The organism is Radiobacillus deserti (assembly GCF_007301515.1).
Lineage (GTDB): Bacteria > Bacillota > Bacilli > Bacillales > Amphibacillaceae > Radiobacillus > Radiobacillus deserti.
Genome location: NZ_CP041666.1, coordinates 2980546 through 3006681, shown reverse-complemented (window position 1 = coordinate 3006681; position 26136 = coordinate 2980546). Strand labels below are relative to the sequence as shown.

Annotated in this window: 28 protein-coding genes and 2 pseudogenes; 25 read left to right on the top strand and 5 right to left on the bottom strand. The window is 36.9% G+C overall.

The window, feature by feature from the left end; genetic code table 11:
• Positions 1–2 precede the first annotated feature (2 nt).
• Positions 3–398, top strand: coding sequence for an Rrf2 family transcriptional regulator (locus FN924_RS15780; protein WP_143896116.1), 396 nt, complete (start codon positions 3–5; stop codon positions 396–398).
• Positions 399–555: 157 nt separating this feature from the next.
• Positions 556–1461, top strand: a complete 906-nt coding sequence (locus FN924_RS15775) for an NAD(P)/FAD-dependent oxidoreductase (protein ID WP_143896114.1) — start codon at positions 556–558, stop codon at positions 1459–1461.
• Positions 1462–1508: 47 nt separating this feature from the next.
• On the opposite strand, the gene FN924_RS15770 is transcribed toward FN924_RS15775, so the two are convergent.
• Together FN924_RS15770 and FN924_RS15765 are read right to left on the bottom strand one after the other, a co-directional pair.
• A complete protein-coding gene (locus tag FN924_RS15770; protein ID WP_143896112.1) occupies positions 1509–2180 on the bottom strand; it encodes a DUF3169 family protein in 672 nt (223 codons plus the stop codon).
• Positions 2181–2384 (bottom strand): helix-turn-helix transcriptional regulator, encoded by a 204-nt coding sequence (locus tag FN924_RS15765; protein WP_143896110.1) that lies wholly within the window; start codon positions 2382–2384, stop codon positions 2181–2183.
• A gap of 308 nt (positions 2385–2692) precedes the next feature.
• On the opposite strand from FN924_RS15765, the gene FN924_RS15760 reads away from it, so the two are divergent.
• The 14 genes and pseudogenes from FN924_RS15760 to FN924_RS19430 all read left to right on the top strand — a co-directional run.
• Positions 2693–3217, top strand: a complete 525-nt coding sequence (locus FN924_RS15760) for a hypothetical protein (protein WP_143896108.1) — start codon at positions 2693–2695, stop codon at positions 3215–3217.
• Between the two features lie 436 nt (positions 3218–3653).
• Positions 3654–3845 carry a hypothetical protein gene (locus FN924_RS15755; RefSeq protein WP_143896106.1) on the top strand — a complete coding sequence of 64 codons (192 nt, stop codon included), beginning with the start codon at positions 3654–3656 and terminating at the stop codon, positions 3843–3845.
• A gap of 34 nt (positions 3846–3879) precedes the next feature.
• A complete protein-coding gene (locus tag FN924_RS18985) occupies positions 3880–4038 on the top strand; it encodes a hypothetical protein (protein ID WP_158634046.1) in 159 nt (52 codons plus the stop codon).
• A gap of 442 nt (positions 4039–4480) precedes the next feature.
• Positions 4481–4696: a phosphatase gene (locus FN924_RS15750; RefSeq protein ID WP_228409482.1), complete on the top strand. Its 216-nt coding sequence runs from the start codon at positions 4481–4483 to the stop codon at positions 4694–4696.
• Between the two features lie 303 nt (positions 4697–4999).
• Entirely contained in the window at positions 5000–5170 is a 171-nt protein-coding gene (locus tag FN924_RS18980; RefSeq protein ID WP_158634045.1) for a hypothetical protein, read from the top strand.
• Positions 5171–5380: 210 nt separating this feature from the next.
• Positions 5381–6071: pseudogene (locus FN924_RS15745) on the top strand (response regulator transcription factor).
• A complete protein-coding gene (locus FN924_RS15740) occupies positions 6068–7879 on the top strand; it encodes a HAMP domain-containing sensor histidine kinase (protein ID WP_143896103.1) in 1812 nt (603 codons plus the stop codon). Before FN924_RS15745 ends, FN924_RS15740 begins: the two are co-directional and overlap by 4 nt.
• A gap of 174 nt (positions 7880–8053) precedes the next feature.
• The gene (locus FN924_RS15735; RefSeq protein WP_143896101.1) at positions 8054–8890 is read left to right on the top strand and encodes a polysaccharide deacetylase family protein; all 837 of its coding nucleotides are present in this window, start codon (positions 8054–8056) and stop codon (positions 8888–8890) included.
• Between the two features lie 21 nt (positions 8891–8911).
• Complete coding sequence (locus FN924_RS15730; protein ID WP_143896099.1) at positions 8912–9595, top strand: N-acetylmuramoyl-L-alanine amidase family protein; 684 nt, start codon at positions 8912–8914, stop codon at positions 9593–9595.
• Positions 9596–9672: 77 nt separating this feature from the next.
• Positions 9673–10437 carry a hypothetical protein gene (locus tag FN924_RS15725; RefSeq protein WP_143896097.1) on the top strand — a complete coding sequence of 255 codons (765 nt, stop codon included), beginning with the start codon at positions 9673–9675 and terminating at the stop codon, positions 10435–10437.
• A gap of 96 nt (positions 10438–10533) precedes the next feature.
• Positions 10534–10737, top strand: coding sequence for a helix-turn-helix transcriptional regulator (locus tag FN924_RS15720; protein WP_228409481.1), 204 nt, complete (start codon positions 10534–10536; stop codon positions 10735–10737).
• Positions 10727–11224, top strand: a complete 498-nt coding sequence (locus tag FN924_RS15715) for a DUF3278 domain-containing protein (protein WP_228409480.1) — start codon at positions 10727–10729, stop codon at positions 11222–11224. The genes FN924_RS15720 and FN924_RS15715 overlap by 11 nt, the downstream gene beginning before the upstream one ends.
• 439 nt (positions 11225–11663) lie before the next feature.
• A complete protein-coding gene (locus FN924_RS15710; RefSeq protein ID WP_143896091.1) occupies positions 11664–15056 on the top strand; it encodes an S-layer homology domain-containing protein in 3393 nt (1130 codons plus the stop codon).
• Positions 15057–15337: 281 nt separating this feature from the next.
• Positions 15338–15612: pseudogene (locus tag FN924_RS19430) on the top strand (transposase); the annotation flags it as partial.
• A gap of 349 nt (positions 15613–15961) precedes the next feature.
• On the opposite strand, the gene FN924_RS15705 reads toward FN924_RS19430, so the two are convergent.
• Positions 15962–16648 (bottom strand): alpha/beta fold hydrolase, encoded by a 687-nt coding sequence (locus FN924_RS15705; protein ID WP_228409479.1) that lies wholly within the window; start codon positions 16646–16648, stop codon positions 15962–15964.
• Positions 16649–16737: 89 nt separating this feature from the next.
• Positions 16738–17520, bottom strand: coding sequence for a TetR/AcrR family transcriptional regulator (locus FN924_RS15700; RefSeq protein ID WP_143896089.1), 783 nt, complete (start codon positions 17518–17520; stop codon positions 16738–16740).
• Between the two features lie 333 nt (positions 17521–17853).
• Here FN924_RS15700 and FN924_RS15695 point away from each other — a divergent pair, with 333 nt between their 5' ends.
• The 8 genes from FN924_RS15695 to FN924_RS15670 all read left to right on the top strand — a co-directional run bounded on the left by FN924_RS15695 (position 17854) and on the right by FN924_RS15670 (position 22497).
• Positions 17854–18036 carry a hypothetical protein gene (locus FN924_RS15695; RefSeq protein WP_143896087.1) on the top strand — a complete coding sequence of 61 codons (183 nt, stop codon included), beginning with the start codon at positions 17854–17856 and terminating at the stop codon, positions 18034–18036.
• Positions 18037–18786: 750 nt separating this feature from the next.
• Positions 18787–18963, top strand: a complete 177-nt coding sequence (locus tag FN924_RS18975; RefSeq protein ID WP_158634042.1) for a hypothetical protein — start codon at positions 18787–18789, stop codon at positions 18961–18963.
• Between the two features lie 36 nt (positions 18964–18999).
• Complete coding sequence (locus FN924_RS18970) at positions 19000–19173, top strand: hypothetical protein (RefSeq protein ID WP_158634041.1); 174 nt, start codon at positions 19000–19002, stop codon at positions 19171–19173.
• Between the two features lie 19 nt (positions 19174–19192).
• On the top strand, positions 19193–19651 hold the full coding sequence (locus tag FN924_RS15690; RefSeq protein WP_143896085.1) for a DIP1984 family protein: 459 nt from the start codon (positions 19193–19195) through the stop codon (positions 19649–19651).
• 400 nt (positions 19652–20051) lie between these two features.
• The gene (locus tag FN924_RS15685; protein WP_143896083.1) at positions 20052–20594 is read left to right on the top strand and encodes an isochorismatase family protein; all 543 of its coding nucleotides are present in this window, start codon (positions 20052–20054) and stop codon (positions 20592–20594) included.
• Positions 20595–20620: 26 nt separating this feature from the next.
• Positions 20621–21379: a hypothetical protein gene (locus tag FN924_RS15680; protein WP_143896081.1), complete on the top strand. Its 759-nt coding sequence runs from the start codon at positions 20621–20623 to the stop codon at positions 21377–21379.
• A 167-nt stretch (positions 21380–21546) separates the two neighbouring features.
• Positions 21547–22002 (top strand): GNAT family N-acetyltransferase, encoded by a 456-nt coding sequence (locus FN924_RS15675; protein WP_407691994.1) that lies wholly within the window; start codon positions 21547–21549, stop codon positions 22000–22002.
• Positions 22003–22266: 264 nt separating this feature from the next.
• Positions 22267–22497 (top strand): DUF4190 domain-containing protein, encoded by a 231-nt coding sequence (locus FN924_RS15670; protein WP_143896079.1) that lies wholly within the window; start codon positions 22267–22269, stop codon positions 22495–22497.
• A 38-nt stretch (positions 22498–22535) separates the two neighbouring features.
• Here FN924_RS15670 and FN924_RS15665 read toward each other — a convergent pair whose 3' ends face one another.
• Positions 22536–22937 carry a hypothetical protein gene (locus tag FN924_RS15665; protein WP_143896077.1) on the bottom strand — a complete coding sequence of 134 codons (402 nt, stop codon included), beginning with the start codon at positions 22935–22937 and terminating at the stop codon, positions 22536–22538.
• A gap of 187 nt (positions 22938–23124) precedes the next feature.
• Between FN924_RS15665 and FN924_RS15660 the strand changes: the two genes are divergently transcribed.
• Positions 23125–26088: an S-layer homology domain-containing protein gene (locus tag FN924_RS15660; protein ID WP_143896075.1), complete on the top strand. Its 2964-nt coding sequence runs from the start codon at positions 23125–23127 to the stop codon at positions 26086–26088.
• Positions 26089–26136 lie beyond the last annotated feature (48 nt).

Here is a 26136-nt window from a genome sequence, read left to right as displayed (position 1 = left end):
AAATGAAGTTTACTAAAGCGACGAATTATGCCCTGCATACGATGTTATATTTAGCACAATCCAATTCCTCTAAGCCTGTCGGGGTACAGACACTCGCGGAGAAGCAAAATGTCTCGCCTACTTACTTATCAAAAATCTTAACGAAGCTTGTGAAAGAAGGAATGGTCACTTCTGTATCAGGTGCAAACGGCGGATATTCTTTACCTCGTGATTGGGAATCCGTTTCGTTTCTCGATATCATTTTTGCCATTGAAGGAAAGTCTACATTGTTTGAATGTGAAGTGGAACATGGCCCTCATTGTCCTATACAAAAAGGTATGGTGCGATCTGTAGAAAAAATGGAGGAAGAACTAAGAAATCAAACCATCGCTGATTTAGTGGAGACATCTAATGAATGATTAGCATGTCTTTTTTTACCCTAATTAAGGACATAATAGGTCGATAATGTGGATGAAGGGGTTATAAAAGATTGTCATTTAAATAGTCTCCAATATTTTTTTGAGTCAATCATAGACATGGAAGGTCTTTAATAGTTATGAAGATGGAGGTAAAAGTATGAATGTGTTTGATTGTGTCGTTGTCGGTGGAGGTCCAGCTGGGTTGAGTGCTAGTTTAACCTTAGGAAGAGCGAGGAGAAAGATTGCATTATTCGACGACGGAACAAATAGGAATAGAGTCACACATGCGGCGCATGGATTTATTACTCGGGATAACATTAAACCACAAGAGTTTAGAGAGTTAGGGTTAAAGGAATTGGAGAATTATCCATCCATCACGTATTTTCATGCAACGATTACAGCAATAACGAAAGCTATAGGAAATGAAGGATTTATTATCAAAACGACAGATGGACAGGAGTTTATTTCAGAAAAGATAATATTAGCTACTGGCATTCAAGAAATATTCCCTTTTGAAGAGGTGAGGAATTTTTATGGAAAGAGCCTTTTTAGTTGTCCATATTGTGATGGTTGGGAGATGAGAGATAAGCCATTACTTGTATTGGCCGAAAAAGAAGATCATGCCTTGCATATGGCGAAGCTAGTGTACAATTGGTCGAAGGATTTGGTTGTGCTAACGAATGGAGGTCCCCTTTCTGAAGAAGGAGTTACTGCCTTAGAAAAACGAGATATTAAGATTGTAGTAGATCCAATCAAAAAATTAATAGGGGATGACGGTTATTTGCAAGCGGTTGAATTTGTATCAGGAGAAACCATTAAAAGAGCAGGTGGATTTGTCGTTCCCTCGTTTTATCGTCCAAATCATTTCGTAGAGAAGCTTGGCTGTGAAGTTCAAGAAGATGGAACTGCTATAACAGACGGGGCAGGTAGAACAACAGAGAAAAATATATATATTGCAGGAGAAATGGAAAAATCCGCTCCTTCTTCCTTAATAAATTCCGCTGCCAGTGGCCAGAACGCTGCGGCTTCTGTAAACATGGATTTAACGATAGACCGTTTTTGATGAGATATGAGGAAGAGAGGGATGGTTATCCTCTCTTCTCACTTTTTTTACTTGTTACGAACAACAAACAAATAGTTACTATTCACAGCTAGCAAAACCAAAGCCATAAGAATAATGGAAAAAGTTTGTGCATTTTCTTTAGTCATAGAGTAAATGGTTGATAGTATAATCGCTGTAATGAGAGAACCATTTAATAAACTATGAGCCTTATATAGCCCATTTAAAATGACATGTTTTTCCCCATCATCCGCCATTGTTAGTATCCCTTGGGCATCATTAGAGTCAGATTTATTAGGGAAATCGCGGTCTGGATATACGTGTTTCATCATAGGTATCATATACTGGATGAACAAAAAGCTAACGATGACTAAGAGTAAGGATACAACTGTCAACATTAAGTTTTGAGTAGTAATCAAGCTTAAACTAAGCGCAAGAAGAGAGAAAACGAAACTGATATTAGTGAATAAAGAATAATCAGCAAACAGCTTATATTTTCTTTCTTCCACTTCGTCTTCTTCCACCCCACTAAATTGTTGGAAATTTAATGATTTAATTTTTTGAAATCGTACAATACTCCATACAAGTAGGATAATAGATACCGCGGTCAAGCCTATTACAGCGATCTCACCAGCAAAACGAACACCAGAAAAATTCATGAAAGCATACGTGATAATAAAACCTACAATCCCACCGATGATAAATTGAATGAATCGTTTCACTTACAATTCCTCCTCCTTAAACTGGAATACATGTTCAACCGGTTCATTAAAAATACGCGCAATACGAACAGCGATGAGCAATGATGGCATGTACTCTTCACGTTCAATCAAGCTTATGGTTTGTCTAGATACTTTGGCGAGCTTCGCTAGTTGCGTTTGGTTATAGCCTTCACGTGCCCGAAGCTCCTTTAAACGACTTTTCAAACTGTATCCCATCCCTTTCCCTAATCTGGTAATCAAATTGTACATAATAATTATCAATTTGACAACTATATTAGTCAAAATTAAATTAATCATTGTCAAATAGATGAGGATGCTTTCTAAAGAGGGATTAGCGCTGTTTTGTTGAATAAAAAATAAAAGGAAGGAAATTAGGGTGAGAATATGCTTCAGGGAGCAGTTTTCTTCGTGTAACCTGAAGGAGAAATGTTTTACTTCAATGGAAAAAAAATAAAATAAGTACTTAAACAGAATACATATAGATGGTAGGTAGTTTTTTGAGGAGGTAGCTCATGGGAAAGAAAAGGATTGGTATCATTGTGGCTGCACTAGCCCTGGTCTTGTTAGCTTCCTATTATTTTTATAGCTCAAGAGAGCTGTACGGGAATGATAGGGAATCCATTGTTGAAGTGATTCAATCGATTGATGGCTATCAGAATAAAAATATCGAAATTCTAGATATTAAGGACTTTAACGACTCTAGATATGTAGGGTTTCTATCCAATCGCAATCCGTCATACATGGAGCTTAGTCGGAATTCGCAAGGGAATTATATCTGGAAACATATTGAAACAGCCTCTCAGGAATCATTTAGTATGTTTCTACCTGTAATGGAAGACTCAAAAATCATGTTCGTTACGAATTCTGAAAATGAAATTGCCAAAATGCAGGTGGACATTAATGGAACAACCCTAGAACAAACGTTCACGCCGTTTCAAGCAACTGTTACATGGGTGGATTTGCCACCAACAAATGAACCTACTTATGAATATCGGAATTATCGGTATTTCGATAAGAATGGAGATTTAATAAATTAGAAGTAGGAGTTTATTCAAGCCAAGATTGGCGCTTTTAAAACCATTGGAATCAATATTTTGTTTTGAATTCTATTCTTGGGTAGTATTTACGTTTTGTGAAGCGGCATTAATCTATGAAGGGATTGACGCCTTTTTTGTTGAAGTTATTAATGAATGGTGAACTTTGAAGAGTGAGAATATGAAAGAAAAAAATAAATTTTTAGAAGAGCCAAGGTTACTCCTATTATTAGGAGTCGTCTTGTTCCTGTTGGGATTAAGCGGAGTAAATCACTTCGTTCATTCGAATGGAATGTACGACATTGTATTGGGGGGCTACTTTTGATCACAGGATTACCTGGTGGTGTTTTATGTGTAAGAGAATATATTAAGACGAAGAAAGAGAAGGACGGCACTATTTAATTGGAAGGAATAAGCATTCATAAAAGGAGGTACAGCAATGACCAAATATACGGAAGAACCAGACAAACCCTTTAATGATGCGATGGAACATATGCATCATATAGAAGGATACCCAATCACTAAAGGTGGAAAACTCCCTTTAGGCATTAAAATAATTGGATACTTCCTATTCGGCGGGCTTTTCCTCATGATGTTATTTGCAATTGTTGCTAATATTTGGTTTAACTAGAACTCTTTTAAATGGATAGAAACGGAGGAATTTTATGAGTTTTGGGACTTGGATAGCCATTGCTATAGCCTTAGTAATCGGAGTAGTAGGAACGAGTGCTGAAAGGAAAAAGACGGACAGAAAATATACAGTCGCACTTATTTGGTTTGTGATTGCAGTGATTTTATTTTTTATATGGTGGTTTACACGGTGACGTCATTAAATGCAATAAGGGTGTTCTGTAGGTATATAGTTGACCTGGAAAAAGATTTTGCTGAAAGTGTGTGGTACTTGAGATGACTACAACTATATTTTTATTAATCCACATAATAGCTGGCTTATTCCTCATATACTTTTACGGCAAGTTACCTAAAGGAATAACTACATTTACTATTGTTTTATTTAGTATGAGCTTGATATATTTTGGATCCTTTTTCATAAGTGAATTTTTTAACAAGTGGTTGTGAAAGGAGTAGATTAATGGGCGCTCTATTTACTATCATTGCTGATTTTTTTAGCTCCATTGCATTTGCATTAATGGGGAAGAAGAAAAAGAAAGAAGAGAAGAATGAGGACAAGGAATAGCTTCTTTATTCTTTGAAAAAAGGGAGGACGATTCTATTAAAAATGTAAATGTAGGTTTGACCTTCTTATTGATGAGTGCAATCATTTATGGTTCTACCTTAATTAGTGCATCAATCTATTCTGAAGTATTAGCTGGTCCTGATGGTCAAGGGTGGATTACAAAGTACGGTGTTTACGGAACTGCTTTTAGGGAGGTTGGTACTTTTCCAGTCATTCTTGCTATACTACTCGCTATAATAGGCGGAATTATTTTATGTAATTCCTTACGAAAAAACCGCGGTTCTTGATGTATTTCTTGAATGGTAACTTGTTGGCGCACTTTATAAGGGAAACCATATGTAATTCAATCTCTAATTAGTCCACCTTCACTAACAAGAAATGTTTGTAAAAGACATATTTTATTCTATTATCCACGAATAGCGGAAAAACGTTACCACTCAACCTTAAGGACATTACATAATAATTCACTAAAAAAGTGAATCCACTGTTGTAAAGGTAAAGCATAAACAATGCTCCTCTTTTATAATATCTACAGATTCTTTTTACAAGGGTTTCACACCATATGATTTTAAAAGAAAGTTGGAGACCAAATGGATAGGATAATTCAACAAAACAAGGACGAAATGAAGGTTAAATATATCGTTGTCGTTATGTTTTCATACTTAACAGGAAGAAAGATAAAGTGGGTAGAGAAGTATAGAATGGAATTAAAAGAGCTCGTGAAGCAGCATGAGAAGAATAAGGGTTTATACAACGTATGAAATCTATATCGTTTCTAGGGCGGTTCTCCAAGTATGGAACTGTCCTTTTTTATGGCGTTTTTTTCGTATGTATGTAAAAGAGCAATGTGTTGGGGATAATATGAAGGAAAGCTAGTCTAAAAAAATTTAACATCTTTATCTCATCTTTACCTCATTATGCTATTCTTACTTCATTACGATCATGGAGATAGTTGCGAGGAGATATATGCCATGCAAAGAACAATATTAATTGTAGAAGACGAAGACATATTACGGGAAATTGTAAAGGATTATTTATTAAATGAAGGATATAACGTGTTAGAAGCTGTTAATGGCAATGAAGCATTAACTATATTTGAAGAAGAAGATGAAGTCCACTTAATAATTCTAGATATTATGTTGCCAGAGCTAGATGGATGGTCTGTTTGCAGAAGAATTCGAAAAGCATCTAACGTTCCCATTATTATGTTGACGGCTCGAGTCGATGAAGATGATACGTTACTAGGGTTTGAACTAGGTGCGGATGATTATGTCACAAAACCGTACAGTCCCCCCCATTTTATTGGCTAGAGTAAAACGACTAATGGAAAGTCGTTATCTTGCTACAGGGAAGGTATCAAACGAAGACATTCTTATCAAGAGTGGGATTCGGGTCGATTTTCCTTCTCGAATTGTGACAGTAGAGGGGGAAAATATCCATTTAACTCATACAGAATTTGAAATATTAACCTATTTCATGCAAAACCCAGGCATCATTATAACGAGAGAGCAATTAATTACGAAAATCTGGGGCTATGAATTTGTTGGAGATGATCGGACAGTTAATAGTCATATTCGAAATTTGCGTTACAAATTAGGCACAAAAGCAGACTGTATTGTAACGGTGATTCGTGCAGGCTACAAGTTTGAGGAAAAAGCATGAAAAAAGGGATCGTGTGGAAACTGTTTCTGCTGACGACACTATTATGCACGCTCATTTTAGCAGCTATTTTTGTTGGACAAACCGTCTTCTTTAAACAATATTATGAATACCAAAAGGTAAATGAAATCAAAAAGAGTATTCAAACGTTTAAGGATCAATACGTAAAGGCGAAAGGTGATCCTACTACTATTGAAAAACTTGAGCAGAAATTTTACGAAGAAAATACAACATGGATCACAACTGTTGATTCTGCAGGTAATATTAGGAATGCAGATGATTTTTCTGTAAGAATTCAAGTTGAAGCTTCAAAATATGAGGGTTTCTCGAATCGTGAAATAACGATTCCTTTATATAGTTTCATAAGTTTAGAAGATTTAGATAGAACAAAGTTTTATTTAGATAAGGGGAACCACATATTAATTGATGGGATTATGGAAAAGGATAAGTTAGTTCCTATTATTTTAATGATGGAAAATCAAGATTTTATGTTGGAAAATATGCTGCTCTCAAAAAAAGTATATGGGAAAAAGTCTTTAAGAAAGCCAGCACCACAGCAGCCAGCACCACAGGAGTCTGCGCCAAACGCCACTTCACAGGTCTATTTGAAGGGAGAGATTCAAAAATTACAATTACCATTAAGCACTATCGGACAAGATATATATTCAAACACTATGTTTTTAGATCGAATAAAGCAATTCCAAGTGGATTTACTATTAAATAAAAAAGATATACAAAGTGCTGAAACAGTGGATTACGAGGAGAATGATATAAAATACAAAATCTTTATAGAACCTATAGAGAACCAAACTGGCGAAACTATCTATATCTATGCGATGACCTCTTTACAACCGGTTGATGAAGCGGTTCAAATGATACAAGACTATTATGCATACTTCATTATTTTTGTGCTACTCCTTATCATATTGGTGTCCTTTTATTATTCGAAAAAGATTGCGAAGCCACTAATTCAAATAAACGAGACGACGGAAAAGATTGCGAACTTAGATTTTTCGGAAACAATCCCAATTTCTTCAAAAGATGAGATTGGTGCTTTATCACAAAATATTAACAAGCTTTCCGATACATTGCATTCGCATATTAATCAATTGCAACAGGACATAGAGAAAGAGAAACAATTAGAAAATACACGAAAGGAATTTATATCCGGTGTTTCTCACGAATTAAAAACGCCTTTAAGTATTTTAAAAAGCTGCATTTCCATATTAGAGGATGGCGTCGCTAGTAATAAGAAGGAACATTATTTTATAGCGATGTCAAAAGAAGTAGATAAAATGGACATGCTCATAGTGGATATGCTGGAATTAGCGAAGTATGAGTCTGGTACGTACAAGATGGAAATGGATGTATTTTATATTGATCAAGTCATTGCATATATATGTGACCAATTAGCTCCTGAAATAGCTAAAAAACAATTACATGTTGAGCAACAACTTGCTAATCTAAAGGTCGTTGCTAATCAAAACAGAATAGAACAAGTACTTACAAACTTTATTACGAATGCCATACGATATACACCAGAACATAATCTTATTCTGATTTCCACGATAGAAGAGAACGACCGTGTAAAAATATGTGTGGAAAATAAAGGAGCCCATATTAAACAGGAGCAATTAGAAAAGATATGGGATCGATTTTATCGTGGCGATACGTCGCGCAGACGTTCGAAAGGTGGCACAGGTTTGGGGCTTGCTATCTCTAAGAATATCTTAGATCTACATGGTTCGGAATACGGAGTATATAATACAGAGGATGGAGTGTTATTTTTCTTTTATTTAAATAAAGATTAGAAATATGTCGCTGATTTGAGCTATCCGTTCAAGCCTATTCGAAGGCTGGGACGGATAGCTTTTTTTATGCTACATAGTTTTTAAACCATATTGATATCATCTTCACTTCATCTTCACCTCTCTCTATTAATCTTTATACCGTAGAAAGATTTATAGAGAGAGGATAAAACATTTATGGCATTACAGCGGACTACTCGAAAAAAACGATTGAGAAAGAAAAGAATCATCCATCTGGTTCTCTTACTCTTTATCATATTTCTGTTCTTTTTTCTGGATACATTTCCTTTTTCTCCTCAAGAGGTAAAAGATCAATTGAAGAAGGATGTAAGGAATCAACAAGAACGGACTATAGCGCAATTGCCTGATGCAGAACACTCTGACGAAAAGGTTGTCTACTTAACCTTTGATGACGGCCCAACTTCCGCAACAGACGATGTTCTTGAAATCTTAAAGGAGTATGGCGCAAAAGCGACCTTTTTTATGCTCTCTCCTCATATGGAGGAGCGGTCTAATTTAGTAAAGCAAATGGTTCAAGAGGGACATGGTGTTGGATTACACGGTGTAACGCATGATTTAAATCGCTTTTATAAGTCTGAACAAACGGTTCTCAACGAAATGAATGAAGCTCAACAAGTCCTAGAAAACATCGCCGGTGTTCATTCTTCACTGATACGTACTCCATATGGGAGTGTCCCATATTTAACCAAACCGTACAGAAAAGCTTTGAAGGAACAAGGCTATGAATTGTGGGATTGGAATATTGACAGTCGCGATTGGGATCGGAAAGACGGCAAGTATGTGGAAAATCTCATTGATCAAATTCAATCTATTGAAGGAAATGGAGCCACACCAGTTGTGCTGCTTCATGACCAATCCCAAACCGCGCAAAGTCTAGCGGAGCTATTAACCTATTTAACAGAACATGGGTTTGAGATGAAGAAGTTAGACTCTTCTGTTGAACCAGTCCAATTCAGGTGTTATGACCGTTGTCATCAGCTACCTAAACTTTAAATATCGAAAGAAGGGGAAAATATGAAAAAAATTACGTTGTTTGTAACGTTGCTATTATTATTATTTATTACATTATCGGTTTATACTAGCCATTCTCTTCATGAAGAGAATCAACCTATCTACGAAAACAAGAAAGACTATCCTACTAAAACTGACGACAGGAATACAGAGTTTAAGGTGGTCATTGATCCAGGCCATGGCGGTAAAGATGTCGGGGCGACTGGGGCAAGTGGTCAGAATGAGAAGGATTTTACGCTAAGTGTATCCAAAAAGGTGCAAACCTTGTTGAAGGAGGAATCCGGAATAGAGGTGTTTATGACAAGAACAGAGGATAGCTTTATTTCACAGGAAAGCCGTTATAGACCCAAATATGCCAATAAATTAAACGCAGATGTATTTATTTCAATCCATGGCAATACGTTTACAGACCCTACTGTTTCTGGCACGGAGACTTTTTATTATCACAAGCACTCCAAATATTTGGCTAATTTGATTCAGGAAAAAGTAGTTGAAGCTACTGGATTTAGGGATAGAGGCATACAAAAGAAGGATCTCTTTGTCGTAAGGGATACGAAAATGCCAGCAGTATTAATAGAAGTAGGGTATTTAACGAATCCTCAGGAGGAATCAGAAATGTGGACGGAAGAATTTCAAGATAGAGTTGCTGCTTCTATTGTGGAAGGGATTAAAGAATACAGAAGTTAGAAGTGGTATCGCAGATGTAAAGGGTGGAGGTAACATAATCATTACTATATTGGACAAGCTACTATATGGTGAAGAAGATGAAAAAATTACTTTTAGTATTTATTGTATGGCTGTTCTTATGCTCCCAAATCGTTTCAGCTACACCTTATAAAAGTGATGTGGTTAGCAATTTTATCCATGCGTTAATTACAAAAGGAGAAGATAAGGCGGAACAATTCTTGTCTTCCGATGTAGAAATTCCAGAAATACGTGAAAACACACGAATAAAAGAAATCTTAGGATTGCCCACATCAAAAGATAATGTTCATGTTTCCGTTGCCTATATTGATGATGGGGAAGATGAACCTAAACGTATTGCTTTTATATGGGAAATCATGTCGACGAAGGATAAAATAACAAATATTAAGGTCGTTTATGATGGCTCCAATCCGTTCATGAATGAATCGAATATCATACAAGAATATAGAAAAAAGCATGGTAAAAAAATTCTCGGAATAGCTGAGTTTCCTATTGACGTTACGCATATAGATGGTGAAATGGTTGGGGATAAAGTAACCATTAACTACAGGAGTACGAAACATAATGCAGCTGTTCAATTGGAGGTAGTTCCTGAAGAAAAAGAGCTGGAGAGTCTCAAAGAAAAAAATACGAAAATATATTATCTCAAAAATGGAACGAAGGCACTTTTGGCAAAGGATTCATCAAGTAATCCTACGCTAGTCTTTCTGCATGGTGAAATGAGATATACGATATCGATGGTAGGGAAAAAGTTTTATGCAAATGATTTCATTTTTGTTGCGAATTCGATGTTCATAGAAGGATTAGATTATGGACCGTCTTAGGACGGTCTATTTTCTGGTCTTTATGTCATATATAATTGACATTATTTCGAGATGTCATATATAATGTACATGCAATTATTAGAAAGGGTGGCGGACTTGAACAGAGTCAAGGAGTATCGGAAGCAGAGAAGCTTTACTCAGATTGAGCTTGCAAAAAAAGTCGGTGTAGCAAGACAGACGATTAATTTAATTGAAAACGACAAGTACAACCCCTCTTTGTCTTTGTGCATAGCCTTAGCCAAGGAGCTCAGGACAGACTTAAATCAGTTATTTTGGGAGGAGAATCACAGTGAAGAATAAAATACTTAATCGATTTGTCGGAGTGGTCGATGATCGAGATGAATATCAGCGCTCGGAAATATACAAAGAGTTGGCCTTTTCTGGAATTTTACTATGGTATTTAACCATGATTTTAATGTTTATAAGTCTTATTATCGATACCATTCAACATACTCTTTCCTTCGCAACACCAGCACTTTTTATTATAAATATGGCTTATGCAATGATGACCGTTATCAAGATAAGAAGAAAACACTTGGATGAAACAGATTGTGCTTCTGAGGAAGAGTACGAAGAAAAGAAAAAACAATTAAAAAAGACATCTACTTTAGCTGGGGCTCAATGGGGACTTTTTATGTTAATTTTTATGGAATACGTATCTCCTTACCTATCTACTGGTGAAATAGACGTAAGTTGGTGGAATGTAATCATTTGGATTGGTGGGGGAGTGTTTTTTGGAATGTCCCTTTATCTGTTTTCAAAGTCGAAGCTGCAGAAGCATTTTTGATGGAGACTGACCAGAGGGAAGTTATGGCCAAAATGGCACACACGATTGTTCTTACATAAGGTAACATATAAAGTCCTAAGTTTGGACAGTTGGACTAAAAATAACTATTGGAAAGTTTACTTACAATGAAGGCTTTCAGCCGTATTTAGATAACCACCCGTGTGTGAATGGGTGGTTTAATTATCTTCTCAGATAGAATCTTGAAAAATCTGGACGAGTTCGACATTATTCATCAAAATACGGGTAGTGACAGGCACCTCAGTCTTTATCTCTTTTTATGACTCTTTACAAAATAATCCAAAATAACCTTGACCTTTTCACAAGCTTAAAATAATAATATCTATAAATACTAGAATCGATATTTTTAAGTAGTAAAAAAGAAAGCCAAGGAATCGCCAACATGTTCCAATTTTTAAAACCAGAGTGAGAGGAGAAAAAAATGAAAAAATTATCAAAACGAAGTAAAGGTTTCGGTGTATCAGCAGCTGTATTAACAGGTGCTGCTATTAGTATGCCTCTGGCACCCCCAACACATGCAGCTGGCATTTCCTTTTCGGATCTAGATACAAATCACATGGCATATGACGCCGTTAAGGATTTAACCAGTAAAGGAATTTTAAAAGGATATCCATCTGGGGAGTTTAAGCCGAACGAGAAAGTATCACGAGAACATACAGCGGTAATCCTTTTCAAAGCACTGAATTTAAAAGTGCCTGATAATGTGTCCTCTGTACTATCTATCTATGAGGATATCGATAGTCAAAGTCCGTATGCGAAAGAGATTGCTGCCGTAACGGCAGCAGGTATTTTTCATGGAGACAATGGGAATTTTGAGCCGAAACGGACTATTACGAGAAATGAAATGGCAGTTGTCTTAGTGAAGGCCTTTCATTTACAAGATAAAGGCACCGATTTCCATTTTGAAGACATCAATGACATCCCCAAGACTTTTCAACCATTTGTAAAAATTCTAGCCCAACATAAAATTACGGTAGGAAGTATGAATGAAGATGGAAACCGTGTGTATCGCGGGGGCAGCTCTACCACACGTGCGCAGATGGCTGTGTTCGTTCATAAATCCATGCTTTCTTCTACGAGTATTGAACGATATGATCAAAATTCTGTCGTTATTGCAGGTGAAACTTATGCTATTTCAAAAGACCTGCAACCGCTATTTAAGGAAGAAAATCAGCAATTATTGCTTGGAGCATCTATAAAGTTTGAGACAAGCAACAAAGTCCTGACCCAAATTACGGGGTTAGAAATAACCAATAACCCAGTCTCTAATGCTGTGACAAATAGTTTAGATGGCGGTGGTGTAACGATCGAGGGGAATTTAGCTATAAATGGTTCCACCCCAATCAAAATATCCAATCTTACTGTAACTGGCGACCTCACTATTGAAAGTGAAGGCTTTATGGGAGAGGATATACAAATAAATGGACGTACTACCGTTAGCAATTCGGCAAATGCCACCCTACACGCTAATGAGCAACCATCCATCCTGTTAAGAGACGCTACTCTAGATACTGTGGATGTCAACTTACCAAAGGTTCAACTTACCATCCATGGTCAATCCAATATAAAGGAAATGAATCTCTATCAGAGGGCAGGGCTTTCTGTAGAAGGACCATCTAGCCTTTCCACCCTGAACATCCATGGAGGTGTAGATCAATTACAACTAAATGGATCCATCGACAAGCTGATTCTTCAACAGGATACGACGAACTTTACGTTAGAAGGGTCAGGCCACATTATCCATATTCAGCTGAAAGGTGGAAAGGGGAACATTAATCAACAATGGATTGGCACCATTGATGTGTTTGAAATCTTTTCTAACGACATACATATTCGTATGGCACTGGGTAGCACGATTCGTAATGTAATCCTGCACGAAAATGTGAAGATAGAAGAAGTATTTGAAAACTACGAAGAAATAAGAAACTATATTCAAAATATAAATGGACAGACAAATCCATACTATGATGCTCCACCAGTAGATCATTCAGATCGCACGCCACCAACTATTGTAACGTCTAAATTTTCCGTTCACTATGATCCCTTGTCCAAAAAAGTGACACTTGTCGGGGATGCTGGAGCGGTCAGCGAAGGCGACGCCGTGTTAAAGGTGTACGAATGGACAGATACGGACGCGGATGGGGTAGTCAAAGCGGATGAATTACAAGCACCTATCCAGCTTGGAAATAGTGCGGCAGCCGGTTCGGTAAACCTATCTTTAGATGCACTCGCAGAGGGAGCCTATAATTTAGTAATTACTGCAACGGACGCTTCAGGAAATGAATCGGAGAAAAGCGCTTCTTACGTCATCCCAGCATCCATAGATAAAACATCACCAATGATAACAGGGGTAACGGATGGAACGAAAACCAATCAGAATGTTATTCCAAATTCTTCAGCTTCTGATGTTCAATCGGTTGTTTTAAAGAAGGATAATATAGCGATAGATGGCTATACACTAGGAACGCCTATTACTGGAGATGGAGCATATGTTTTAACCGTTACAGACGACGATGGAAATAGATCTGAGGTGGCCTTTACTATTGATAAAATAGCTCCTGACGTTAGTGGTGTTACGGATCAGCAGACCTATAATACTAGTGTAACTCCAACCAGTACCGCATCAGATATTGCAACGATTACATTGGTGAAAAATGGAACCATTGTGAATGGTTATGTGCTAGGTACACCAATAAGTGAGGATGGCGACTATATACTGACTGTCACGGATTTAGTAGGCAATAGTATGGTAGTTTCTTTCACAATAGATAAGGGAGCATATGGAATTGGAGACGGATCGATTGGTAACCCTTATGTCATAGACAATGTTGAGCAGTTAAATCATGTAAGAGATAATCTCTCTGCCCATTATGTGCTGAACACTGATATCGATATGAGTCAGACTTCTTATAAGGATGGATGGGCGCCAATTGGCACGACAGCAGAACCATTTAGCGGTACTTTAAAAGGAAATGGAAAGGTTATCGAAAACTTAAAGATACAAGCAAATGGCGCTACCGGGTTATTTGGCGCTGTTGCAGATGGCTCGGAAATTAGTAATCTAACATTAACAAATGCTAGTATTTCAAATACCGGTAACGGTACAGGAATCCTTGTTGGACATATGGCTGGTGGAGTCGTAACAGACGTTACTGTTTCTGGAAACATAAATACTAATGGGAGTTCCGCTGGTACGTTAGTTGGTTACATGAATGCAGGCTCTATTAGCAATAGTTCAGGATCAGGAAGTGTAACAGGTGTAAAAGGTGGTATAAATATGGGAGGACTTATCGGAATCATGCGAACATCCGCCCAACTAAATCATTCTGATGCAGACACCGATGTCCACTCTCTTCACAGTGAAGCGGGCGGATTAGTAGGAGCGAACGAGGGTACCATTACACATTCCTTTGCTTTAGGTTCTGTTTTTAGTAATTTCATCAATGTAGGTGGGTTAGTAGGGAGTAACCATGGATCAATTACACAGTCCTATTCAACAGTAGAAGTAAAAGGTGGTTCTGGTATTGTTGGAGGACTTGTCGGACTAAATGAAGGAACTATTACAGAAACCTATGCGGCAGGCGCTGTAAATTCAAGTGGAGTGGATGTAGGCGGATTGGTTGGTAAAAATAATAACACGGTAAGCAGTTCCTTCTACGATATGCAAATCACCACGCAAAGTGATACCGGAAAAGGAATACCGCTCTCGACTCTAGAAATGAAACAGCAGTCTACGTACACAAACGCTGGTTGGGACTTCACAAATACATGGTTCATGCCTACCGGTGATTATCCAGAGTTTAAAGAGGAATAGCCTTAAATACGATATAGAAATAGCTGTAAAGTGGTGTAAAATCCTTATAAATGTAGGCTTTAAGCCCTAAATCCTCTAAGGGTTTTAGGGTGATTATTGTTAAATGAAAACCGTACGCTAGGCGTATGGTTCAGAATAGCTTTAGTGATGTATCAAAAAAAGCTCCCCTAGTGTTAGAATAAACTTTAGGTTCTAACCGAAGATTATTTTAATTAGGAGGAGCTTTAATATCATCTGAGGTAAACAGTTTAGCACATACGAAATGGAATTGTTAGTATCGCATCGTGTTTGCTCCTAAGAACAAGAGACAAGTCCTCTACGGGAAACTAAAGAAAGATATAGGAATGTTTTTGAGACAGGTCTGTGTTTGAAAAGGAGCTATCTACCAAAAATAAGTGTGTCTTCATTGTGGGGTGCTTAAAGGAGAGAGTAGTTTAATGATATTCGATAAACATGCAAATTCTAAAATACCAGTATGGGAACAGAAGATTTTAGTGTAAAGTATTTTACGTTAGACACAGTGAAAAGTAACATGAAAGTAATAGAAGAAGAAATATATAAATCCTTTACAAGATGTTGTTTTTGTCTTAATCTTCGCTTTCTTGGTATCTAGCGATAAATAAAACAAAGATTACCATCATCTATTACTTCAGTTCTTATTAGAAATATCGTTTATGTGTTTTATAACTATTTTGGGGTGAAGTTCGGGTATCATATGCCCTATATTAGGAATAAGCATAAATTTTGCATGGGGAATCTCTCTTTGTAGTCGCTCACCCTGTTCAATTGTGCCAAAGGGATCATTTTCTCCAACGATAATTATGACAGGAACTTTAATATCTTTGTAGTTTACGCTAAGTTGTTTCGAAGTTCCTGGAAAGGCAAGAACATCCTCACGATTTGCTTTAAAATGACTTGGTCGAAAACCTATAGCATATACTTCTTCTTTTATATTCCTCAGGTGCACGTTCAGGTTCGAATGTTGATCTCACCATTGAATCCGCCATTCCTTTGCCTAGTGGAGTTTTTAGCAATGTACTTAAAATAAAATCTCCGAGTAAGGGCATTGTGGTAATCTTAGATAGAATATCGCCATGTTCTGCTGGGTAACCCTCTTTATACATAACTGCTCCTAATGTTACAATTCCAGCGACTTCATTTGGAAATTGTAGTGCGTAGGAGAGGGTCATAGTACCACTCCATGAATGTCCAACTAAAATAATAGGTTTATCTACACCAAGTTTCCCTAATGCTTTATGAATAAGCTCTGCTTGGAACATTGGGTTAACTTCTTTGTGCTTAGGTCTATCACTATAACCATACCCAGGTCTGTCAAATGCTATTGCATGATAGCCTTGTTTACCAGCTAACTGAACTACATCTTTAAAATCCTTGCTTGAAAGAATTCCTCCATGAAGAAACACAATTGGATCGCCGGTTCCTTCAGATATATAATGTAATTTATAATTACCGATAGTCACAAAACTGCCACTTGGTGGAAATGATGCCTCTGATTTTTTTACTTGCCACTTGTTATACGTGTATAATCCTCCAACAAATACTATCAGAATCAGTACAAGGATTAATTCCATTTACAGTCTCCTTTCCGTCTTCCTTTGTTAGTAATACATATTTTAAAGTTTGTAGATTATATAAAAATCCAGTTCCGGTTTGAGAACGCTTAATTTTTAGGAGCTATCCCTTTCCAAACAACCTTTGAAACATCGTTGGCGATTGTATTTAGTGGCACACTATCAGGGGAGACTAAATACATAAGTATGATGCCATTCATTAATGCATGGAGAACAACGGATAATGCATTAGGATCAATATTACTTGTCACACGGTTCTGTTGTTGTAGTTCTTTGAGAATCTCAGAACTCTCTAAGAATAACTGGGAAAAAGAGGCATTTAATTTATCCTTAATTTCTTTATCTCGCCGTTTTGAAATAAATTCAAAAAAGAGTAATGTTTTTTCATTTTTATCTTCTGCGCAAGCTCGGAATTCGTTTTCGAAAAGTACCTTCAATGCTTCTACTGGGCTCACAGAATCAAAAACTTCTTTCGATTGGTGCGGAAGTTCTTTTATAAGTTCTTTAAGGCTTCTTTCGGTAAGGGTTAAGAATAAATCGCTCTTACTGGAGAAATGCCAATAAACTGCCCCTTTTGTCAACCCTGCATTTTCAGCTACTTTATCTAAGGAAGTACCTTCATATCCGTACATTGCAAATGTTCTTTCGGCTGATTCTAGTATTTTTGTTCGAGTATCAGTGTATGACAGATTTTTTGCGCCTTGATTATCTAGAAGAATTTTTTTCATATGTTCTTTACTTCCAAAATGACGTCGGACTGTAGTCCAATGAACTCCAGCTTCTTTCGCAACATCAGCATATGTTATTTTGTCATATGGCTGGTCTAGTGAAAGTTTCTTAAGAGCATCCATAATTCTATCAATCGGTCTCAAGTTATCACCTCGAATACTTTATAGTACGTGCAGCAAATACTTTTGAGTATGTTGATATTATATTTATAGTGTAATTATATGTCAATAGTTATCCTTAATATAACCTGATAAACGTTCATGATGGAGATAAGACTTTATAGACAAGGTGCTCCAGACAACTGAAAAAAGATATGAAAACAGAATACGAAAGGTAAAGGGAGCACAATGATTTTTTTGATTGGACTAAAAAACTCATAACTTCCTAATTGTGAAATCTCAATTCTTATCCATCTGCATAAGGAAAATAATGTTAAAATGATAATGAAATACATTCGTGTAAATGGAGGGAACAACTTGATTACCATCTTCAGTATTTTAATTTATGTAATATTGCTTTTTCTCCTATCCACATTATTATTTTTCACTCTAACTTCGATTTGGGTAACGAATGAACCTATCATTGTTTACCTTTTATGCTTTATCATTATTCATTTATTATTACATGCCTTTGGTACGATGAAGAAGGATTCAAGATAATATTTGTGGGTTTTTGGATGAAAAAGGAGGGGGAAAATAAGCTTATTGTTAGCTTTCCTAATAAATGGGTTAAGCATTGTTCTCTTCTTCGATAATTGGACGAATGTCTCTCCACACATGTGGCTAATGTTACTCCTCGGCATAGTGGCATTACTCTGGAGTATCTATGAATCTTTACAAAATCGAGGCGTAGTACATAGTCCAATCCTGTTAAGTGTTTTCGTTTTATGTGGGTTACTTACATACTTAGACATTCCATATTTTATTTTTGTCATCATAACATACGGATTTTTCTTGTTTGTTTATTTTTTTGCAGTGGTGCAGTGGAGAAAAAAGCAAAAAGGGTGTGACATATGGAAAAGAATTACTTCGCTGTGACGTATGATGTTTGTGAAAACAATGAATTTTATGTAGATGAATAAATACACGATAGATTTAACTAAAGATTGTGAGGAACAATTAAAAAGTCTTGCAGCGTTAGTCATTGCTCCGTTGGTTTAGGTTTACGTATGACACACCGGACTTCAAAGATGTTACGTTGTCCAAAGAGTATGGGTTAACAGAGTACGAATATGGTTGTGAAGCTAATGGTTTCTGAATTTAACGAAAACATAAGAATCTACTGGAGACCGGACATAAAAATGAAAAGCTAGTACAGAAGAAGTTAAAGTAAAAAGTAAACGATAAGCAATGCTGAATCCTTGAAACGTTTCACCTGTACATTCGTAATCAAAGCATGGAGGTAATTTTATGTATAAGTTTCTATTTTTCTTTTCTATAATTTTATTGGTAGCTTGTTTCATTCTTTTCATCATGAATTTTCTAGTCGATTATAACGTAGTAACATTAGTTGTTTCAGCGTTAGGTATGGGAAGTGCTGGATTAACGATCTGGTCTTCTAAAATAATGTTGGAAAGAAAGAGTTAATTAGATTTGTGAGTTCGTAGAAGAAGGAGGAGTTCTGTGAATAAAGATATGTTCATATATATCCTCGGATTTGTAATGTTTCTAGTAGGAAGTTACTTATCCGCATATTGGGCTGTTTTAGGCACTATTATCGGGATTAGTGGTGGGTGGATATTAGGAATCAGCACATATTTTCTAGGGACAAGAAAACAAGTAAAGAGCAAAATATAGAAGACTAGGAGGGGATTGGGTGAAATTAGCGGAGGCATTATTATTACGTTCTGATTATCAAGTAAAAGTAGAGCAGTTGAAAAATCGATTAATTCAAAATGTAAGAGTGCAAGAAGGGGACAATCCAATAGAGGAACCGAATGCGATAATCGAAGAATTATCGGAGCTCCTAGGAAAACTTGAACGATTAATTCAAAACATAAATAAAACAAATATACAGACTAGGTTTGATCGAAAACAATCACTTGCGGATGCCCTTACAAGCAGGGATTTACTAGGCCAGGAAAGAAAGATTTATAACGAGCTTTTGAAAGAAGCCACTATGCGACATGACCGATATTCAAGGTCTGAAATTAAGTATGTCATGACAATGGACGTCAAAAAAATCCAATCGTATATAGATGAGTTGTCACAAAAATATAGACTGCTTGATGTGAAAATTCAGGAATTGAATTGGAGCACAGAATTACAGGAATAATGTAAGTTGGTAGCGATTTGAAAAGGCGAATACCAAACCTAACAACAGGTCAAAGTTGTATATGGCAAGGATGAGGGTGATCCTGAGGTTCAAGTCCTCTTTTTACAAATTATACCCAGTAATGTAACAACAGTACATTTTTTCTATTACAGTTAACGACCAGGTATTGATTTTCTTTTCGTGAGGGTGGATAGGGGATATTATGAACTAGAAAAGAAGGTAGTCTCATTGTAGGTGAATTTGGGTTATATCCAGTAAAAGCAGCAAACGATCCTTGATAAAATCTCCAGAATGCGGTTTAACTTGCCAAAAAACAATAAAAACTCTCCAAACATCCCAGTAAATCCGCAAAACTTATACCACATAAAAGAAATCATAATACAAAACTGGCGGTGATATCATGCAAGCCTTACTCGTGATAGATGTACAAAACGGATTAGTTCATAAAGGGGATTTTCAAAAAGAACTATCAAACATTGAAATGGTTATTCATGATTTTAAAGAAGCGGGAAAACCAGTTATTTTCATGAAACATACGGATGATGCAGAAAACAGTCCTCTTTATCGAGGTTCTACTGGATCTGAATTACATAGTTCGGTGAAGAAGTATGCGCAGCAAGTTATAGAGAAGCAAACTCCTAGTGCTTTCTACAACACGAATTTATCTAGCTCGTTAGATGGATTAGGGGTGGATCATCTTTTTATTACTGGTTTTAATACAGAATATTGCTGTCTGTTCACGGCGATTTCTGCTTTTGATAGAGGCTATAAAGTTACGTTCTTGGAGGATGTAACAGCGACAGTAAATTCCGCTGATACTTATGAAATGCAAGGGTTACATATAAGAGATTTCATAGGCTCTGTTCTCCATGTATCTAATGTAATAGAAGTTTTGGAATATGAGGAATATAAAGAGAAATATAGACTAGCTCCTTCATCTTAAATAAAAAAGGAAGGGAGAAAGGACAAATGAAACAAATATTTGCATTTGAAACAAAAGAAGAATACGAAGAACATGAAGGTTTGATTAAAAGATTGAATGAAAAGTTAAAAGTCTACCAGGCCGAATTGGAGGCAAATTACAAGCTAATTGATAAACCGAAAGCGATAGTATGGACATCGGTAGAATTGGCCACAACCGTTTTTTCTAATCTTCCACTACCTGCTTTTACAAATAGAGATACAATCTATATTTCTCCTGAGCTATTTAAATGGAGAGAGCTGTTTTTAAAGCAGCTAGAAGGGAAGAATCACGCTAAGGTCGAAGCATTTTATAAGAATATGTCGGAAAACCAATTACTGACTATCGTAGGTCATGAATTAACACACCATTCGGACTTATTTGTAGATGAATTTGACGCTGATAGGGAGGATAGTATTTGGTTTGAAGAAGGAATGTGTGATTATCTATCAAGAAAACGGATATTAAATGATCAAGAATTTAAGGATGTAACAGCAGTAGAGCGAGAATTGGTAGACATGTTTCATGGGAAATACGGAAATCATTCGTTGGATGACTTTGGAGAGGCTAGTTATCAAGGGAGTTTATCTAGTATCCTGTTTAACTATTGGCGAAGTTTTCTTGTTGTTACATATTTGGTTGAAGAAAGGGCAAATAATAACATTCATCAAGTTTTTAGTGAATACCATAAATGGCATGAAAACGGAAGAAAGCAGCCATTGACGAAATACTTTGAGGTCGAATCCTTTTTCTCAGGCTCTGTATAAACAACTGGAATCTTATATTAAAATGATACAAATAGATAAAAGATAAATTCAAATACTAGGCACATACCGACCATGCTAGAGTCATAGAAGACAACAACTGGAAATTAAAAACTCGTTGATTATTTATATTCACGTTGAAACGTTACGAACGAAAGGGGGAGATCTAATTGATTAGATTGGATGAAATGAACGCTAGTGAATATAAGCGGTATCTTAGTTATGCGGTTAAAAATTATGCGGATGAGCATGTGAAAGCAGGTAACTGGAAGCAAGAAGAGGCTATGAACAAGGCAGCGAAACAATTTGAAAAGCTACTACCTGATGGAGAAAAAACGGAAAACCATAAACTTTTTACGATACGAGACCATAATCAAGAAGTTGGGATGATCTGGTTAGCCAAACAGACAGACGAGAGGGGATTTATATATGACATTAACATCTGGGAAGGCTATCAAGGGCGTGGTTATGGAAAACAAGCAATGAAAGAAATAGAAGAAGTAGCAAAGGAATTAGGCTTGAAAAAGATAGGGCTACATGTGTTTGGGAATAACAAAATTGCACGAGGACTGTATGAAAAGCTGGGTTATTTAGAGTCAAGTGTTAAAATGGAGAAAGAGATTTAATAATTGAATTCAGTAACAAGAGGAAGGTGATGATTTTGAAAAAAGCCTTTGTGCATGTAGGTTATTTTTTCGTACTTGTCATCCTATCCGTCACATCTTTTTTTATCGTTCTCGGTGCAGGATTTGTAGGGAAAATTAGCCTGTCTGTATTGTGTCTTCCTCTAGTTTTTAGTGTAATCTGGCATTGGGATTACATGTGGCGATTTTGAAGTCTAAAATCCGCTTTACTCTTGATTCCATTTATTATGAAAGGAGAATGAAACGATGGAAACAATTGTATCGAGCCGTAATGGCTCAATACCTTCAACACTAGTAATTCTTTCTATCATCCTCCCATTTATCGGGCTGATTCTTAGTGTTGTCGGAATTATCGTTTCAAGAAAATCCTGGAAGGAAGAGGCGAATGGATTTATTGCCTCAGGCTTAATCTGCAGCATTGTCGGAGTTGTAGTACAACTCTTTGTTTCTTTCTACTTTTTGACTTCCAATAGCTAATACTGCATGGAGCAGCTTCCTAATTGCTCTTTCTAGCCTTATACAGTTTCCATTGTTTCTCGTACAATCATCCACGTTCCATCCATTTTTTGCCAGTCCTCAATCATGAATAACCTGGCTAAAACACGTCCCTCTTTTTCGACGGATTGCTCATAAAACACAGCGACGTTATCCGAGTCCCGGAAGCGGATTGCTCTATTTTGAACTTGTCTGCTTGCACCAGATAAGTTTTGAATGGCTTGCTCTAAGGTTGCTATTGCTTCCGTACGCTCAATGACAAGTGGCTTATCGGCATTGTTGAATAAGAAGATGATAAAAAAGGAATCTGCCAGCCTGTCTTTCGTAGTCATTTCCCCCACCGTTAAAGCTCGATCCCAATCTGCATTATAAATATCGTGCATTTTTTGAAACGCCTGCACATCTTTTTCGTTGTTTGTCACGTATGTCATCCTTCATTTTTAATATGTTATTTTAACATAGAATGTGTTTTCTATGCAGTTTATATGTGAAAAACAACATATTTTCTGTGCAATTCAAAAAATTTACATAACGAACTACAAAATGATGGTATAATTTACTAAAACTAAATAAAGGAGATGCTGTTTTTGTATTGCCAGTTATAGACAAATGAATAAAAGAAAATTAATTTGGATTCATGTAAGCACGATTCTAATGATTTGTATGTTTGTCGCTTTTCCATCCTCTGGAAAGATGAACGCCTCAGAAGTGACATTCAAGGATTTAAAGCCGGGAGATCAAGGATACGAAGATGTTATGTCCTTAGTAAAGGAGAACATTTTACACGGATACAATGATCAAACCTTTAAACCTTATAGGAATATCTCTAGAAACCACGCTGCAGTATTACTCTCACATGCATTACAATTACCTATTCCGTCTAACATAAAGCAAATACTAGCTGCCTATTCGGATGTGGATGAAACGAGCTTATATGCGAAAGAGATTGCCGCAGTTACCGAAGCGGGAATTTTCAAAGGTAGCAATGGAAAGTTTTTAGGGAACCGGTCCATTACGAGAGCGCAAGTCGCCACTGTGTTCGTTCAAGCATATGACCTTTATGCTCTACATACTCCTGTAGCATTTACAGACTTCAAAGAAATCGACCCTTCCCACCAAGAAAGTGTCCGCACACTAGCACAGCACGGAATCTCCATAGGAAAACAAGCACAAGATGGAACCCGTTATTTTGCAGGAAGTGAATCCGTGAAAAGGGTTCAATTTGCTATCTTTTTGAACAAACTGAAAACGAAAGCAATGCACTACGGAAAGATAGAGTCACTAGAAAATGGAGAAGTAACGATAAACAACGTTTCTTATCAATATGTACCAGCATTATCCGGATTATTTGCTGAAAACAACGCGGCTGTTTTGCAGGGAGCTGTTGTTGATTTTTCTGCCCAAGATCGAGTAATTACATCAATTCAATACCTAGAGCTTCGTACAAGTGGTACGGAGACAAATTCACTCCACTTGGATGGGGCTGGTGTGAGCATTAATGGACATTTCAAGGTATCAGGAGATTACCTAACTGTTCAAGACCTTATCATAAATCAAGACTTTATTGTGGATGAAAAAGTAGAGAACAGACTGGATATTCAACAAGTAACGATAAAAGGGGAGACCTATCTAGGCGAGAAGAAAGCACACACAGCGGCTAAAGTTCAGGAGTTGGGAACAGGACCAGAACCAAGCGGTGCCCACATAACATTTAATGGTGTACATGCTGGAGTTGTATATGGAGGACTGCCTGATGTGATGTTTTCCGCTTTACACATACCGTCTGTGCTAGATCTTGCACTGTCAGCACGAGTACAAGTGTCTGCCGATTCTGGAGAAGAACCTCATATAGAATTGCATGATGGATCAAGTGGAAGTGAATTAGATGGGAAGATAGAACGGGTTCGTGTATTGGCTAAACAGCCATTGGATATTAAAGGGAACGCACGGATAAATCTTCTTGTCTTTGATTCGATTGCACCCCATACTGTTAGTTCTAATCTTGAAATAAATAATTTACAACTATCTGAAGGTACCGATCCAACCGCAGTAATTAGAAATTACGATGAAGTTCGGAAAAATATACGTTCTATTAATGGCCAACCGAATCCGGATTACCAGGCACCAACAGTTCCGAGTACCCCATCTGCTCCAAGAGTCACAGGAGTAAATGGAACGGAGGCATCAGTCGGTATTGGTGGGAATTATACACTACCTACAAGTTTACTAGTTTCGCTTAGCAATGATAAGCGGGAATATCGACATGTGACGTGGGAAAGCGATACGTCAGCGATTGATTTTTCCGTAACGGATGAATACACATTTAAAGGGCAAGTAGAGGGTTATGCAAAGCCGATTTACTTTATCCTCCATGTCCTGAAGTTTGCTGATAACGGTAGATCGATATATGTAACGAATAAATCGGAATTAGAATATGCGTTAAAAACCCCGCATATTGAAAAAATCTATATGAATCAAGGATTTAAGCTAGACAAACCGATTCATATAGATAAACCTGTTACCATATATCAAGTTGATACCCCAACTGGGCAACAGCAAGTCTATGATTTTGCTGATAGCTCTATTGATTACCTAAATGTAAAAGACTTAAAAAACACTGGTGGGACATTGCTAATTCAAAACCTACGTTACCACTGGTTAAATTTCACTACCCCGAATGAAGATATAGGTTATGGCGGCTTACTTTTAAACGTGCAGGGAGAACCGGATTCGATGCTTGATATACGAGGTGCTGTAAGTCTTGGTATTAACTCGTCCGACTTAGAAGCCATTTCCATAGACAATGAAGGTGAAACATTTTCAGGCGACTTGGTAGGGTCAGGTACAAACGTGAAGGGTCCAACATTCCTTTCTGATTCTTCTGGGGAGGCACCTTTCTTTCAAATAGCGCTTAGTGAGTTGATTGTAGAAAGATTAGATAGCAAAAAGCTCTATAGAAGTGACTTCGGAATTGACCATGTGCATACGATGACAGATCTTTCGCTTATTGGTGTGCAGGTGTCGGGGATAGGTGAAATAACGAAGAATAATAGTACGATAAAAGTCGTTGATGAAAATGGGAATGATATTAATGATGTAAAGGTAACTCTGGACTTGGCAAAACTGAAATATTACACCAACTTAGCCGAGAAGTATTCATCATTAGCTCAAGATTTGAAGGTGAAACAAAAGGTGCCTGAAACGACTATTCGTTTGGTGGAAGAATTAAAAGTGGAAGGAGAAAATCTCTTACAAGCTCCTGTTGAAGGAGAGGTTGCAGATACTGCAGAAAAGTTAAAACAGGTAACTCACAGTATCACGGACGAAATGAACGACTTCGAACTAGCTCCTGCTTTTAACAGAGCTACTCTTTACAAAAAGATTATAGAAGCAGAATCTACACTGAAGCAATTGCTAATCGATAAGAAAAATACTACTGCTGCATACGAAGAATTATTCCAAGTAACGATGGATGCTTTTAAAATCTATCGCCAATTACCACTATCTATCGATGAAGTAATCGATTGTCAAACTGGAATTGACGTGGCTATTCAAGCAGTAAGAAATGGTTAATCCAACTTATTTTATAAAATAGATTAGTATTTTAATAGCGTGCGTCTT